Here is a 12,914-nt window from a genome sequence, read left to right as displayed (position 1 = left end):
GGAGGCATGACCGAAACCATCGAGAACACCCGCACCCGAGGACACAGCGAGGAACCGCTGCTGTCGGTGCGCGACCTCACGGTCACCTTCACGCGGCAGGGCGAGAAGCCGTTCGTGGCCGTCGACGGCGTGAGCTTCGACGTCCGCCCCGGCCAGACCGTCGGCCTCGTCGGCGAGTCCGGCTGCGGCAAGTCCGTCACGTCCCTGGCGATCATGGGGCTGCTCCCCCAGCGCGGGGTCCGCGTCGAGGGCGAGGTCCTCTACGGCGGCACCAACCTGCTGACCCAGTCCAAGGAGCAGATGCGCGACCGCCGTGGACGCGACCTCGGCATGATCTTCCAGGACCCGTTGTCGTCGCTGAACCCCGTCGTGCCGATCGGCGTCCAGGTCACCGAGGTGCTGGAGCGCCACAAGGGCCTGTCCCGCAAGGCGGCCACGCCGCTGGCCCGCGAGATGCTCGACAAGGTCGGCATCCCCGACCCGAACCGCCGCCTCAAGGACTACCCGCACCAGCTCTCCGGCGGGATGCGCCAGCGCGCCCTCATCGCGATGGCACTGGCGTGCGCCCCCAAGGTCCTCATCGCCGACGAGCCGACCACGGCCCTCGACGTGACGATCCAGGCCCAGATCCTCGCCCTGCTCAAGGAGCTGGTCGAGGACAGCGGCACCGCCCTGGTCATGATCACCCACGACCTCGGCGTCGTCGCCGGGCTGGTGGACCGGATCAACGTCCTCTATGCCGGTCGCATCGTCGAGCGCGGTGACCGCCACCCGCTCTTCGCGCAGCCGCGGCACCCGTACACGCACGGCCTGCTCAGCTCCATACCCCGGCTCGACGGGGAGCGGGGCACCAAGCTGACCCCGATCCCCGGCTCGGTGTCGGACAACCTGCCGTGGGCGAACGCGTGTGCGTTCGCGCCCCGGTGCTCGCAGCCCATCGACGTCTGCGTCGAGAAGACCCCTGAGTTCGTGGAGGACGGCCCGCGGGCGCTCCGCTGCCACAACCCCGTGGAGGTGTCCCGGTGACCGTCAGCGACGAGATCCTCGTCGACGTCAAGGACGTCAAGGTCCACTTCCCCATCAAGCGGGGGGTCATCTTCGACAAGACGATCGGCCACGTCTACGCCGTGGACGGCGTCGACCTGCAGATCCGCAAGGGAGAGACCTACGGCCTGGTCGGCGAGTCCGGCTGCGGGAAGTCGACCCTGGGGCGGGCCATCCTCAACCTCGAACCGCCCACCTCGGGCTCGGTCGAGTTCGACGGGATCGACATCGCCGCGCTCAAGGGCGAGGAGCTGCGGCACAAGCGCCAGGACATCCAGATGGTGTTCCAGGACCCGATGGGCAGCCTCGACCCGCGCCAGACCGTCGAGTCCCTGCTGCTCGAGGGCATGAAGGCGCACGGGCTGACCAAGGACGAGAAGCAGGCGGCCACACGGCTGCGGGACCTGCTCAAGGCCGTCGGCCTGCCGGTGGCGGCGCTGAAGAAGTACCCCCACGAGTTCTCCGGCGGCCAGCGCCAGCGCATCGGCATCGCCCGGGCCCTGTCGGTGAACCCCAAGCTCATCGTCGCCGACGAGCCCGTCTCGGCGCTCGACGTGTCGGTGCAGGCGCAGGTCATCAACCTCCTCGAGGAGCTCCAGGACGAGTTCGGGCTGACCTACCTCGTCGTGGCCCACGACCTCGCCGTCGTGCGCCACATCAGCGACCGCATCGGGGTCATGTACCTCGGGGCGATCGCGGAGGAGGCCGACGCGGAGGACCTCTACACGAAGCCGCTGCACCCGTACACGCGGGCGCTCATGTCCGCCGTGCCGGTGCCCGACCCGCTGATCGAGGACCGACGCGAGCGGATCCTGCTGCAGGGCGACCTGCCCTCCCCCGCCAATCCGCCCACCGGCTGCCGGTTCCACACGCGCTGCCCGTGGCGGCAGGACACGAAGTGCGACACCGAGCGCCCCCAGCTGCGCACCCTGCAGATCGCCGGTGTCCCCGACTCGCACCGGGTCGCCTGCCACTGGGCCGAGCAGATCGAGTCCGGCGAGGTGGCGATGCACACCGTCAAGGCCTCCCTGACCTCGCAGACCGACCACACCTCCGGTGGGGACGACTTCCTCGGGCCGGCCTCGGTCCAGGAGGCCCTCTGAGGAGCCACCCGGCCGGACCGGCCGACCGAAGACCGCGGGTGTGCCGCGTGTGCACCTCGCGCACGCGGCACACCCGTCCCCGGGGGGGTGGTCGCCCGTCGACCTGCGTTCGGGTGGGTGAGGTGAGGCTGGGCTTCGGTGACAGAGGGGGCGTTCCTTGCCAGAGTGGGCGCATGTTCAGGTTGCTCACGCACGAGGAGATCGACCGCCAGCTGAACGACCTGCCCGGGTGGGCGGTCGACGGCACCCAGATCGTGGCGACGTTCGAGGCTCCCGACTTCCCCGCCGCGATCCGCCTCGTCGACGAGGTAGCCCTCGACGCGGAGTCGATGAACCACCACCCCGACATCGACATCCGTTGGCGCTCGGTGCGGTTCGTGCTCTCGACCCACGACCAGGGTGGCCTGACCCAGCTCGATGTCGAGCTCGCCCACCAGATCAACCAGGCCGCGGACCGGATCGGGGCGCAGCCGCGTGGCTGAGGTGGAGACCGACGTCGTCCCCCACGAGGGCGAGGAGCACGACCAGGGCATCGGCGCGAAGCTCAACTGGCTGCGGGCGGCCGTCCTCGGCGCCAACGACGGCATCGTCTCGACGGCCGGCATCGTGATCGGCGTGGCCGCCGCGACGACCGACCGTGGCGCCATCGTGACGGCCGGTGTCGCAGGCCTGGCTGCGGGTGCGATGAGCATGGCCGCGGGCGAGTACGTCTCGGTGAGCACCCAGCGGGACACCGAGAAGGCGTTGCTGGACAAGGAGACCCGAGAGCTGCGCGAGATGCCCGAGGAGGAGCTGCGCGAGCTCGCGGAGATCTACGAGGGCAAGGGCCTGTCATCCGAGCTCGCCCACGAGGTCGCGGTACAGCTGACGAAGCACGACGCCCTGGGCGCCCACGCCGAGGCCGAGCTCGGCATCGACCCGAACGAGCTGACCAACCCCTGGCACGCGGCGTGGGCCTCGATGTCTGCCTTCACGGGCGGGGCGCTGCTCCCCCTGGTCGCGATCCTCCTGCCGCCGCAGGGTGCCCGGGTCGTCGTCACGGCGCTGGCCGTCGTCGTCGCCCTCGCCGTCACCGGCGCGGTGAGCGCCGGCCTCGGGGGTGCACCGCGACAGCGCGCCGTCCTGCGCAACGTCGCGGGAGGCGTCCTCGCGATGGCGGTCACCTACGGCATCGGCGCCCTGGTGGGCACCCAGCTGTAAGGGCGCGACGGACGCCACGCCCGTACCGAGGTACGGGGCGGGTCCCGCGGTGGCACGGGCCCGGGAACGGGTCGTCGACCAACTTCTCGGGCCCGAGTGCATCCCGGGACGGGGGTACGGCGGAAGTAGGGGCAGGCGGCCCACGACGGACCGCCCCGAGCCCTGGAGGTCCACCGATGTACCTGCGCCGCAGAGTCAGCTCCGTCCTCGCCACCGCCGCCCTCGCCACCGCGCTCGTCGCGCCAGCGGCGAGCGCGGCACCGACCACGACCGCGTCCACCGGGACGAGGAGCCTGGCCGCCGTGCTCACGGCGGACGGCAACACCTTCGACCGCAACTGGTACGACTACGACATCCTCACCGAGGCGGTCCTCGCCGTGCTCGCTGCCAAGCCGGACAGCCCGGTCGGGGTCCTCGCCGACGGCACCGTCCCCCTGACCGCGTTCCTGCCCAACGACCGCGCGTTCCAGGTCCTCGTCGCCGACCTCACCAGGTCGTGGCCTAGGACGGAGCAGAAGACGTTCAGCACGCTGGCGAGCACCGTGGGCATCGACGCGATCGAGAAGGTGCTGCTCTACCACGTCGTCCCGGGCGTGACGATCGACTCCCGGACGGCGCTGCGGTCCGACGGGGCCTCGCTCGCGACCGCCCTCCCGGGCGCGTCCTTCACCGTCGACGTCCTCTCCGCCCGCTTCAAGCTCGTGGTGCTGCGCGACAACGACAAGAACGACGTCAACCCGATCCTCAACCCCCGCGCCCTCGACATCAACAAGGGCAACCGGCAGATCGCCCACGGCATCGTCTTCGTCCTCCGACCCGTCGACCTCTGACCAGACCATTCCACCGAACCCTTCGAGAGCTGAGGAACCCCCATGAAGATCACCCGCTTCCTCGCCGCCGCGCTCCTCGCGGTGGCAGCCACCGGGTCGGCCCTGCCGGCGCAGGCCGCCGGCGAAGCCACCGTCACCGTCGTCCACGGCATCCCCGGCGCCACGGTCGACGTCTACGCCAACGGTGACGCGTTGCTCACCGACTTCAAGCCCGGGACCGTCACCGACCCGGTGAAGCTCCCGGCCGGCACGTACGACCTCAAGGTCACCGCGGCCAACGCCGGGGCCGACGGCAAGGCCGTCGTCGAGGCCAAGGGTGTCGCCGTACCGGCCGGCGCCAACGTGTCCGTGGTCGCGCACCTCACGGCCGACGGCAAGCCCGTCCTCACCCCCTTCGTCAACGACGTCTCCAGGGTCGCGGCGGGGAAGGCCCGCCTGACGGTCCGGCACACGGCTGCCGCCCCGGCGGTGGACGTGCGGGCCAACGGTGTGGTGGCGTTCAAGGGTCTGACGAACCCCAAGGAGGCCAAGGCCGATCTCCCTGCCGGCACGATCAGCGCGGACGTGGTGCTCGCAGGCACCGACACGGTCGCGATCGGACCCGCCGACGTGACGCTGGCCGAGGGGAGCAACACGATCGTGTACGCCTACGGCAGCGCCACGGACGACACCCTCGCCCTGGCCGTCCAGACCATCTCCGGACTGCACTCCTCGCCCGGCGGCGTCCCCGCCGGCAACGGTGGGCAGGCGGCCGCGACGGCGGACCTCTCCCGCGCCGCCCTGGTGGCGGCGGCAGCGGTCGTCGCCGGTGGCGTGGTGCTGCTGCGTCGTCGCCCCGCCGTCGCCCGCGGCTGAGGCGGGCCGACGGTGTTCGTGAGGGCCTCCCACAGGAGGGTGGCGGCCGCGGTGGTCGCCGCCCTCCTCGCGGGGGCCCTCACGGCCTGGCTGACGCGCGACGCCGGTGAGGACGACCCTCGGGCGCTCGCGCGCACGGCCTCGACGGGCACGACGGCCGCGCCGCTGTACCGCCCGCTGCCCACGTCGTCGCCCACGCCGACACGCTCGGAGACGGGGCGCGACGCCATACCCGCCGCCGGCGTGGGCGCGACGGTCCGCTCCACACCTCCACCACCCACCCGCATCGTCGTCCCCCGGCTCGACGCGACGATGCGGGTGGCTCCCGTCGGGGTGGACCAGCGCGGCGACATGGTCATTCCTGCGGACCCGCGCGTGGCGGGGTGGTACCGGTTCGGGGCCGCACCGGGGAGCTCGTCCGGGGCGACCGTGATCGCGGCGCACGTCGACGACGCGCGCTACGGCATCGGTCCCCTGGCCCGCCTGGGGACGCTGCATCGCGGCGACACCGTGACGCTGACCGCCGGAAGGGACGAGCTGCGCTACCGCGTCACCAGGGTGCTGCGTCTCGACAAGGGAGAGCTGGACACCGACGACCTGTTCGACCGGGACGGACCGGCTCGCCTGCACCTGGTCACCTGCGGTGGCGCGTTCGACAGAACCACCGGGCACTACGAGGACAACATCGTCGTCGTGGCGACACCGGTGGGCTGAGATCCCCATGACTACAGTGGAAGGCGTGTTGGCCCTGGACGAGCTGGTCGCGGAGCAGGACGACCTCGCCGCCCGGTTCGCCTCGGGTTCGCGCGAGGCTCTCGCCGAGGTCTACGAACGCTGGTCGGCACTCGTCTACACGGTGGCCTTGAGGGCCCTGGACGACGCGCACGACGCGGAGGACGTCACCCAGCAGGTCTTCGTGTCGGCGTGGGGAAGCCGCCACACCCTGCGGCCGAGCGAGGGCGCCATACCGGCCTGGCTCGTAGGCATCACCCGCCACAAGGTCGCCGACGTCCGCACCCAGCGCTACCGCAGGGCTCGCAACCTGGCCGCCGTCGCCTCCGTCACGCCCGAGGCCGGGTCCCCGCCACCCGAGCCCGACATCGCCCAGCGTCTGCTCGTCGCCCACGAGGTCGACCGCCTGGGCGAGCCACGGGCGTCGGTGCTGCGGCTGGCCTTCATCGAGGACCGGCCGCAGGAGGAGATCGCCGAGCGGCTCGGCTTGCCGCTGGGCACCGTGAAGAGCCACGTCCGCCGAGGACTGGTGCAGCTGCGATCACGACTGGAGGAGGTGGACGATGACTCACCCCGATGAGGAGACCCTGGCCGGGCTGGCCCTGGGTGACGCCGCAGGGGCGTCCGACGACCTCGCCCACGTGGCCACGTGCCCCTCCTGCAGCGCCACGGTGGCCGACCTCCGCCGCGTGGCCGACGCGGTGTCCGTGTCGCCCCGACGCCTCGACCTCGCTGCTCCTCCCGCCGGCCTGTTCGACCGCATCGAGGCCCAGATCGACGACGAGGAGCGGGACTCCGAGGTCCTCGACCAGGCTCACGCCGTCGCTCCGTCACCCGACATCGCGCAGTCCCCTCCCACGCAACCGGTCGCAGCCCGGGCGAGACGCCGCTGGGGCCCGGTCGGGTGGGCGGCGGGCGCCGCTGCTGCCGGCATCGCCATCGGGTTGCTCGCGGGGTACGCGGTGTGGAACGAACCCGCACCCCCGGCACCCGTGGAGGTCGCGAGCACCCGGCTCGACACCCTCGACACCCGGCAGTGGCAGGGGATGGCCACGCTGTTGCGCGAGGACGACCAGGAGCTCCTCTCGGTCCGGACCGAGCGACTCGACGCCGGCTCCGGCTACCTCGAGGTGTGGCTGCTCAACCGCGACGGAAAGCGAATGGTGTCCCTCGGGGTGCTCCGGTCCGACGGCCGGTCGTCCTTCCCCGTCACCCAGCAGCTGATCGACGAGGGATACGTCATCGTCGACATCTCGCGGGAGGGGTTCGACGAGCGACCCGAGCACTCCGGCGACAGCCTGGTCCGGGGGACCCTGAAGAGCTGACCCCCACGTCGTCAGACGTCGAGCTTGCCCATGGCCGGCAGCGACAGGAGGGTCGAGACCGCGGCGACCCGGACCTGCGGCGGCGCGTGCACCGCCTCGATCGAGGAGCCGGTGCCGGTGACCGGCACGGACAGGGCTGCGGCGAGGACCGCGGCGGACGTGAGCCCGCGCGCGGTCAGGTGCGGGCGACGGAGGGTGGCTGCGGCGATGTTCATGGCACCACCGTGGTGGCAGGCGCTGGCGCGCGGGTGTGCCGCCACTGTGCCGTTCCTGTGAGGGTCGGACCACCGCGCGGGGCCCGCCTGCGCTTCAGCGTTCGCAGGCCAGCCCGTCGTGGTCACGGTCCTGGTACCAGTCGTACTCCGGGTCCACACCCTGCCGGTAGGGGCCGTAGCCGGCGGCGTTCGCCTCCCGGCACGTCCCGAACCGCGGGTCGGTGTGGGAGGGCGTGGGGGTCGACGGCTTGGGGGTGCTCCGGCTGCGGGCCGGGGTCGGTGTTGGGGTGGGGGTGGCCCCGGTGGGTCCGCCACCGAGCGGGATCGCCCTGGCCGTCGGCAGCGCCTGGCCGGGGCAGGCCCGGAGCACCCGGATGACCGCGTCGCGCTCGGCCGCCGTGACCCACAGGCCGTACCGGTGCTTGACCGCCACCTGTCGCGCGACGTAGGAGCAGCGACCGGCCTTGCGCGGAGGCAGCCAGGTGGCGGCGTCTCCGTCACCCTTGCCGGCGTTCGTGGGGCCGTCCACGGCAAGGAGGTTGAGCGGGTCGTTGGCGAACGCCGTTCGCTTGGCGGTCGACCACTGCTGGGCGCCCTTCTGCCACGCGTCCGAGAGTGCGACGACGTGGTCGATCTGGACGGCGTTGGAGGTACCCCGCCCACGGACGAAGTCGATCGCCGTGCCGGTGTAGGGATCCGCGAGGGTGCCGGACAGGACCAGGCAACCGTTCGTGCCCGCCTTTAGGGTGAAGCGCGTGAGGTCGCGCCGGAGGATGTCGTTGCGGGTGTCGCAGCCGTTGCGATCGACGTCGGCCCAGGCCTGGCCGAACCGGTCGCGGTCGTAGCCCGTCCTGGGCGCCCGACCCTTGACCGGCAGGGTGGCCAACGTCGTCACGGCGGTGCCCGGTCGTACCGTCGCGGTCGCCGCGTCCGGGGCGGGGGTGGTCGAGGCGGCGGGACGGGAGGTGTCGGTCGTCGCCGAGCGCGCCGGGTTCGTCGTCGGCGTCGTGGTGGTGGTCGGCGCAGGGGCCGACGCCGGCTGCGCCTCCTCGCCTGGCGGCGTGGAGCTCGTGGAGCTCGTGGGTCCCGTGAGAGTCGAGAAGGCCGGGGAGTCCGCGTTCGCCGGCACGCAGCCCGAGACCGCGACGACGAGCAGGACCCAGCCTGCGGCCGCTGGCCAGCGGAGCTCGGGACGGCGAATCATCAGGAGGGACAGACACTTTCGATGGGGGACGCTTCACGCTACGTCCTCACCGACCCCCGTCCCTGCGAACCCGACAACCCTGACCGAAGAGACGAGGATCGGCTGGTCCGGCCGGTCCGCTCCCCCCGGCCACGCCCAGGCGCTACACATGACCTCATGACGGACAAGGTGCAGCTGCTCTGGGAACGCGCAGTGATCGGCGGTCTGGTGTGGGCCGTGGGTGTGGCCGTGGTGGTGTGGGCGCTCGTCAGCGTCGGCGGGGGCTGGGGGTGTTCTGGACGTTCGTCGGCCTCGTGATCGTCGTGGCGGGCGGCACGTTCGCCCTGATCGGCACGATCGCCCTCGGCGTGAAGCTCGGGCGCGAAGCCGCCGCGCTCGACGAGCCCTAGGACGCCCGGACCGAGTAGTCGATCGGCTTGCACGTCCCGCCGTTGGACTTCTCCGCCGAGCAGGCCGTCAGGCCCACGTGCAGGTCCATCTCGGCCCGGACCGTGAAGCGGTCCCCCGCGGACGACGTGGGAGGGTCGATGTGCAGCTCTCCCGAGGGCTCGGGCCAGACGTTCATGAAGATGTTGAGCGTCGTGGACACCATGTCGGAGGTGATCCCGAACGGCGACAGGCCGGTCACGAGGTTCTCCAGGCAGCTGGGGTGGTAAGCGCCCTCGAACTCGGGGTAGAGCAGGTCGAAGGTCTGCTGGCTGCACGGCGTGAGCAGGAAGTCGTGCCGGCCGCAGGTGTCCTCGACGACCGTGAGCATGGGAGTGCTCCGGTTGCTGTAGAGGGTGTGCCCGGTGGTCAGGAAGATCGTGTTGGCGAAGTCGATCGTCCGGCCGCTCGACAACCACTCGTCGTGGTCCTCGGCGTTGAAGCAGAAGAGGTCGCTGACCTGACCGCCGGTCGGGTCGACCACCGTGAGCTGCTCCCCGGCGCGCAGCAGGAAGCCTGTGCCCGTCTGCGGTGCGAGCCGCTCGAGGCCGGTTCCCCCGTCCCGAGCCCTGGTGTCCTGGCCGTCGGTGTCGTGCGTGGTCACGGGTTCTCCTCGTCGAAGCTCACTGGGGCGGCCCAGTCGGTGGGGACGGCTCGGCCCGAGTACTGCCGGGCCTCCGAGCCGGCCCCGTGGTCGGCGACCATGGGGTTGACGTGGCCCTGCAGGGCGGTGTCCCGACGCCGGATGGTGTCTCGCATGCGCTCGAACCGCTCGGACGCGCGAAGGTCCTCGAACTGCTGGTGCAGGTTGAACACCAGGGTGGGCAGCGGGGTCCGCCGGGCGATGCGCGAGGCTGCGGGGTGCAGACCGACGACGAAGTACGCGGTCCCCGCGACGCTGAACGCGAAGTGGGGGTTGGCCGGGTCGTCGGACACGAGCGGGCTCCACGGCTGCTGGTCGGCCTCGTGCAGCTGCTCGAGCTGACGCCACAGCAGCGACTCGAAGGCGGTCTCGCTGTCCACCACCGTGTCCGGGAAGACCGCGACGAGGGACGCGAACCCCGCCCCCTGGTCGGTGTCCCGGCCGAAGGCGCACAGGGCGTCGTACAACAGGGCCGTCGCGCCCTCGGTCGCCATCTCGCCGAGGGCGACGACGGTCGCCCGGTCGCGGTTGAACACCGAACGAGCGCCCAGGCAGGGGTAGTCCGGGTGCAGCACCATCGTCTCGAGCGCGCCGGCCACCTCGTGCGGGCTGCGGCGGTCGGGGTCGAGGGCCAGCTCCCGGGTGAGCTCGTCGAGGCCGGGCTCGCCGCCGTGGTTCGGGTGGAGTGCCTCGGTCACCGTCAGGAGACCACCGCGTCGACGACCTTCTTCAGCGCGCTGGGCTGCGCCGGGGACCGGGGAGCGGTCTTCCTGGCCTCGAGGAGCCGCTCGCCGAGCTCGCTGAGCTGCTTGCGCCCCAGCCCTTCCCGGACCTTCGGGAACCAGTCGTTCTCCTCCTCGTCCATGTGGTGCCGCACGTTCTCGATGAGGACGGTGGTCTTGGCGTGGAACCGCTCGTCCGACGGCTTCATCGGCATGAGCTCCATGACCAGCACGTCCGCGACGTGGTGCTCCTCGTAGGACTCGAGGACGTCGTCCTCCAGGTCAGGCAGCAGGCGACGCACCTCGGGGTACATCACCTCGTTCTCGATGTAGGTGTGCACCGTCAGCAGCTCGATGCACTTCTTGACGATCGCCCCTTGGCGGGCAGGCGTCGTCGTCGACTTCTCGAACTCGCGGAAGAGCGCTCGGACCTCTTTGTGGTCGGCTCGCAGGATGGTGATGGCGTCGGTCGACATGGGGGCTCCAGACGTGAAGGGGTCGGGCCACGCGGCCCGACCCTGTGTCCTTACCCCCGCACCCCCACCCCAAACCCCCGGGTATGGCGCGGGGACCGGGACCTTGGCCCCTGCCGGTACGCGTGGTGGGCGTCGAGGCGGGGCCCCATGGCCTGCCGCGACGGGTAGCACCCTCCACGAGGTCGCCGGAGACGAGCCACGACCGGACGGCACGCGGGGGGGTCCCCTTCAGGAGCCTGCCCAGCGCCCCGCTCGTCGAGGCGGCGAAGGTGTGGTTCCACCGCCTCGTGGCCACGCCCCCGGCCTGCCCTCGCCGCCTCCGCGGTCGCACGCGCACGGTCGGCACCGTCGCGCAGCACGGTTCACCGCCCGTGAGCGGCTGCGGCCCTGCCGGCCGTACAGCGCTGGCGCGCAGCCCGGACGCCTTCCCTCGAAGGGTCAGACGGCCTGGCGCGCGCTCTGGCCGAGGCGGATGAGCTCGCGCTCCTCCGGCGTCGTGCCGCCCCACACGCCATACGCCTCACGCACGGACATGGCGTGCTCGAAGCACTGCTTGACCACAGGGCACTCGCGGCACAGGGCCTTGGCCCGCTCGTCGCGGCTGAGGCGTCGGTTGCCGCGCTCGGCCTCCTCGGCGAAGAACTCGTTGGGGTCGGTGTCGCGGCACGCGCCCTCGACCTGCCATTCGTAGGAGCTCAACAGCGGTTGGGGCAGTCGCTTGATGCTGGCCATGTCTGAACTCTTCTCATGTGGCGGTGAAGTGGTTCACAACTTATGCAAAACCTATTCAACATGCAACCCGCCTGAACAAGTTCTACAGTCGAACCATGCCCAACGACGTCACCGCCTCCATCCCGGGGCAGGCACCCGGGCTCCGAATCGCCGGCTCGACGCCGCTCCTCGTCCGCCCGTCACTGCTCGTGGTCCGCGCCGACGACACGGCACCACCTGAGGTCGAGTGGTCGGTGGGCGCGGTCTCCGAGCAGTGCGGCATCCCGACGGCGACCCTGCGCAGCTGGGACCGCCGGTACGGCATCGGACCGTCGCAGCGCACCAGCGGCGGCCACCGCCGCTACACCGACCTGGACATCTGCCGGGTTCAGGTGGTGCAACAGCTCAGCGACCGCGGAGTGCCCACCCAGACCGCGGCACGCGTCGCCCTGTCGATGGACGCAGGCCGCCTCGCTCGCGAGACCGCCGCTCCCTCCGCCTGACAGCCACCCCCGCCCCTCGCGCGCCGGACGCCCCGAGCAGGACCCCCGCGACCACGACCACCCCTCCGGCCACCTCGACGAGCGTGGGTCGCTCGTGCAGGACCAGCCCCGCGGTGGCCATCCCGACCACCGGGACGAGCATCGAGAACGGCCCGACGACGCCAGCAGGGTGCCGGGCGAGCAACCAGGTCCAGATCCCCGAGCCGACGACCGTCCCGACGAGCACGGTGTAGGCCAGCCCGGCCCAGGCGGGGGCTGCCCCGGCGGTGAACGAGGTGGACAGCGACCGCCCGATCGCCTCCGGACCCTCGAGGGCCAGGGACAGCGCGAGCATCGGCACGGGCACCACCACGGACATCCACAACGTCAGGTGCAACGGGTTGGGTGGCGCCGCGAGCCGGCTGGACAGGTTGCCCAGCGCCCACCCGAGCGCACCGAGCAGCACCAGGACGTAGGGAACGAGCTGGGCGACGCCCGCTCGCGAGACCCCCACGACGAGCATGCCGACCGCGGCCAGGGCCACCCCGAGCCACTGCCGTCGCCCCACCGCCTCCCCCAGCAGCAGGGCGCCCAGGACGAGGGTGAACGGGCCGGAGGCCTGCAGCACCAGCGACGCCAGACCGGACGGCATCCCCGCAGCCATCCCGGTGTACAGGAAGGTGAACTGGAGGACCCCGAACCCCAGGCCGTACCCCACCAGCCAGCGCGTGGGCACCTGCGGGCGAGGCACGAAGAGCAGGGTCGGGACCGCCAGCAGCGCGAAGCGCAGGGCCACGAGGAACAACGGCGGGAACTGCGCCAGCGACAGGTGGATCGCCAGGAAGTTCACGCCCCAGATGGCCGCGACCACGCAGGCCAGGACACGGTGCAGCGGTGGCAGTCCCTGGGTCATGACCCGAGCATGCGTGACGCGACGCCGTAGCAC

At 71.8% G+C, this 12,914-nt stretch carries 18 protein-coding genes; 11 read left to right on the top strand and 7 right to left on the bottom strand.

Features of this window, described 5'->3' with window-relative positions; translation table 11 throughout:
* The first annotated feature begins 6 nt into the window (after nucleotides 1-6).
* The 9 genes from ACYVKF_RS03420 (at nucleotide 7) to ACYVKF_RS03380 (ending at nucleotide 7,089) form a co-directional block, all read left to right on the top strand.
* Nucleotides 7-1,026, top strand: a complete 1,020-nt coding sequence (locus tag ACYVKF_RS03420; RefSeq protein WP_056918355.1) for an ABC transporter ATP-binding protein — start codon at nucleotides 7-9, stop codon at nucleotides 1,024-1,026.
* Complete coding sequence (locus ACYVKF_RS03415; RefSeq protein ID WP_056915403.1) at nucleotides 1,023-2,147, top strand: ABC transporter ATP-binding protein; 1,125 nt, start codon at nucleotides 1,023-1,025, stop codon at nucleotides 2,145-2,147. Before ACYVKF_RS03420 ends, ACYVKF_RS03415 begins: the two co-directional genes overlap by 4 nt.
* A gap of 173 nt (nucleotides 2,148-2,320) precedes the next feature.
* Nucleotides 2,321-2,629, top strand: coding sequence for a 4a-hydroxytetrahydrobiopterin dehydratase (locus tag ACYVKF_RS03410; protein ID WP_460964845.1), 309 nt, complete (start codon nucleotides 2,321-2,323; stop codon nucleotides 2,627-2,629).
* Nucleotides 2,622-3,347, top strand: a complete 726-nt coding sequence (locus ACYVKF_RS03405; RefSeq protein WP_369818762.1) for a VIT1/CCC1 transporter family protein — start codon at nucleotides 2,622-2,624, stop codon at nucleotides 3,345-3,347. The genes ACYVKF_RS03410 and ACYVKF_RS03405 overlap by 8 nt, the downstream gene beginning before the upstream one ends.
* A 176-nt stretch (nucleotides 3,348-3,523) precedes the next feature.
* The gene (locus ACYVKF_RS03400; RefSeq protein ID WP_460964843.1) at nucleotides 3,524-4,177 is read left to right on the top strand and encodes a fasciclin domain-containing protein; all 654 of its coding nucleotides are present in this window, start codon (nucleotides 3,524-3,526) and stop codon (nucleotides 4,175-4,177) included.
* Nucleotides 4,178-4,219: 42 nt separating this feature from the next.
* Nucleotides 4,220-5,032 (top strand): DUF4397 domain-containing protein, encoded by an 813-nt coding sequence (locus tag ACYVKF_RS03395; protein WP_460964841.1) that lies wholly within the window; start codon nucleotides 4,220-4,222, stop codon nucleotides 5,030-5,032.
* 18 nt (nucleotides 5,033-5,050) lie between these two features.
* Complete coding sequence (locus tag ACYVKF_RS03390) at nucleotides 5,051-5,746, top strand: class F sortase (RefSeq protein ID WP_460964839.1); 696 nt, start codon at nucleotides 5,051-5,053, stop codon at nucleotides 5,744-5,746.
* Nucleotides 5,747-5,771: 25 nt separating this feature from the next.
* Nucleotides 5,772-6,344: an RNA polymerase sigma factor gene (locus tag ACYVKF_RS03385; protein WP_235529073.1), complete on the top strand. Its 573-nt coding sequence runs from the start codon at nucleotides 5,772-5,774 to the stop codon at nucleotides 6,342-6,344.
* Nucleotides 6,328-7,089 (top strand): anti-sigma factor domain-containing protein, encoded by a 762-nt coding sequence (locus tag ACYVKF_RS03380; RefSeq protein WP_460964836.1) that lies wholly within the window; start codon nucleotides 6,328-6,330, stop codon nucleotides 7,087-7,089. The genes ACYVKF_RS03385 and ACYVKF_RS03380 overlap by 17 nt, the downstream gene beginning before the upstream one ends.
* A gap of 11 nt (nucleotides 7,090-7,100) precedes the next feature.
* Here ACYVKF_RS03380 and ACYVKF_RS03375 read toward each other — a convergent pair whose 3' ends face one another.
* Both ACYVKF_RS03375 and ACYVKF_RS03370 read right to left on the bottom strand, forming a co-directional pair.
* Entirely contained in the window at nucleotides 7,101-7,304 is a 204-nt protein-coding gene (locus ACYVKF_RS03375) for a hypothetical protein (RefSeq protein WP_056915410.1), read from the bottom strand.
* Between the two features lie 94 nt (nucleotides 7,305-7,398).
* Nucleotides 7,399-8,508: a GmrSD restriction endonuclease domain-containing protein gene (locus tag ACYVKF_RS03370; RefSeq protein ID WP_460964834.1), complete on the bottom strand. Its 1,110-nt coding sequence runs from the start codon at nucleotides 8,506-8,508 to the stop codon at nucleotides 7,399-7,401.
* Between the two features lie 236 nt (nucleotides 8,509-8,744).
* Between ACYVKF_RS03370 and ACYVKF_RS03365 the strand changes: the two genes are divergently transcribed.
* The gene (locus ACYVKF_RS03365; protein ID WP_460964832.1) at nucleotides 8,745-8,897 is read left to right on the top strand and encodes a hypothetical protein; all 153 of its coding nucleotides are present in this window, start codon (nucleotides 8,745-8,747) and stop codon (nucleotides 8,895-8,897) included.
* On the opposite strand, the gene ACYVKF_RS03360 is transcribed toward ACYVKF_RS03365, so the two are convergent.
* The 4 genes from ACYVKF_RS03360 to ACYVKF_RS03345 all read right to left on the bottom strand — a co-directional run bounded on the left by ACYVKF_RS03360 (nucleotide 8,894) and on the right by ACYVKF_RS03345 (nucleotide 11,507).
* Complete coding sequence (locus tag ACYVKF_RS03360) at nucleotides 8,894-9,538, bottom strand: DUF1989 domain-containing protein (protein WP_460964830.1); 645 nt, start codon at nucleotides 9,536-9,538, stop codon at nucleotides 8,894-8,896. The genes ACYVKF_RS03365 and ACYVKF_RS03360 overlap by 4 nt on opposite strands.
* Complete coding sequence (gntA, locus tag ACYVKF_RS03355; RefSeq protein WP_460964828.1) at nucleotides 9,535-10,275, bottom strand: guanitoxin biosynthesis heme-dependent pre-guanitoxin N-hydroxylase GntA; 741 nt, start codon at nucleotides 10,273-10,275, stop codon at nucleotides 9,535-9,537. Before gntA ends, ACYVKF_RS03360 begins: the two co-directional genes overlap by 4 nt.
* A gap of 2 nt (nucleotides 10,276-10,277) precedes the next feature.
* Nucleotides 10,278-10,775 carry a hemerythrin domain-containing protein gene (locus tag ACYVKF_RS03350; protein ID WP_460964826.1) on the bottom strand — a complete coding sequence of 166 codons (498 nt, stop codon included), beginning with the start codon at nucleotides 10,773-10,775 and terminating at the stop codon, nucleotides 10,278-10,280.
* Between the two features lie 438 nt (nucleotides 10,776-11,213).
* Nucleotides 11,214-11,507 (bottom strand): WhiB family transcriptional regulator, encoded by a 294-nt coding sequence (locus ACYVKF_RS03345; protein ID WP_056915416.1) that lies wholly within the window; start codon nucleotides 11,505-11,507, stop codon nucleotides 11,214-11,216.
* Nucleotides 11,508-11,602: 95 nt separating this feature from the next.
* On the opposite strand from ACYVKF_RS03345, the gene ACYVKF_RS03340 reads away from it, so the two are divergent.
* Nucleotides 11,603-11,989 carry a MerR family transcriptional regulator gene (locus ACYVKF_RS03340; RefSeq protein WP_460964824.1) on the top strand — a complete coding sequence of 129 codons (387 nt, stop codon included), beginning with the start codon at nucleotides 11,603-11,605 and terminating at the stop codon, nucleotides 11,987-11,989.
* Here the strand turns inward: ACYVKF_RS03340 and ACYVKF_RS03335 are convergent.
* Nucleotides 11,892-12,869, bottom strand: coding sequence for an EamA family transporter (locus tag ACYVKF_RS03335; protein ID WP_460965521.1), 978 nt, complete (start codon nucleotides 12,867-12,869; stop codon nucleotides 11,892-11,894). The genes ACYVKF_RS03340 and ACYVKF_RS03335 overlap by 98 nt on opposite strands.
* Nucleotides 12,870-12,914 lie beyond the last annotated feature (45 nt).

The organism is Pedococcus soli (genome assembly GCF_054782575.1).
This window is presented reverse-complemented; position numbering and strand designations above follow the sequence as displayed.

What these genes read in the sequence shown, in the direction of transcription:
- ACYVKF_RS03350 (WP_460964826.1), bottom strand. Translation starts at nt 10,775, where the DNA reads ATGTCGACCGACGCCATCACCATCCTGCGAGCCGACCACAAAGAGGTC.
- ACYVKF_RS03420 (WP_056918355.1), top strand. Translation starts at nt 7, where the DNA reads ATGACCGAAACCATCGAGAACACCCGCACCCGAGGACACAGCGAGGAA.
- ACYVKF_RS03345 (WP_056915416.1), bottom strand. Translation starts at nt 11,507, where the DNA reads ATGGCCAGCATCAAGCGACTGCCCCAACCGCTGTTGAGCTCCTACGAA.
- ACYVKF_RS03400 (WP_460964843.1), top strand. Translation starts at nt 3,524, where the DNA reads ATGTACCTGCGCCGCAGAGTCAGCTCCGTCCTCGCCACCGCCGCCCTC.
- ACYVKF_RS03340 (WP_460964824.1), top strand. Translation starts at nt 11,603, where the DNA reads ATGCCCAACGACGTCACCGCCTCCATCCCGGGGCAGGCACCCGGGCTC.
- ACYVKF_RS03375 (WP_056915410.1), bottom strand. Translation starts at nt 7,304, where the DNA reads ATGAACATCGCCGCAGCCACCCTCCGTCGCCCGCACCTGACCGCGCGC.
- ACYVKF_RS03370 (WP_460964834.1), bottom strand. Translation starts at nt 8,508, where the DNA reads ATGATTCGCCGTCCCGAGCTCCGCTGGCCAGCGGCCGCAGGCTGGGTC.
- ACYVKF_RS03380 (WP_460964836.1), top strand. Translation starts at nt 6,328, where the DNA reads ATGACTCACCCCGATGAGGAGACCCTGGCCGGGCTGGCCCTGGGTGAC.
- ACYVKF_RS03395 (WP_460964841.1), top strand. Translation starts at nt 4,220, where the DNA reads ATGAAGATCACCCGCTTCCTCGCCGCCGCGCTCCTCGCGGTGGCAGCC.
- ACYVKF_RS03410 (WP_460964845.1), top strand. Translation starts at nt 2,321, where the DNA reads ATGTTCAGGTTGCTCACGCACGAGGAGATCGACCGCCAGCTGAACGAC.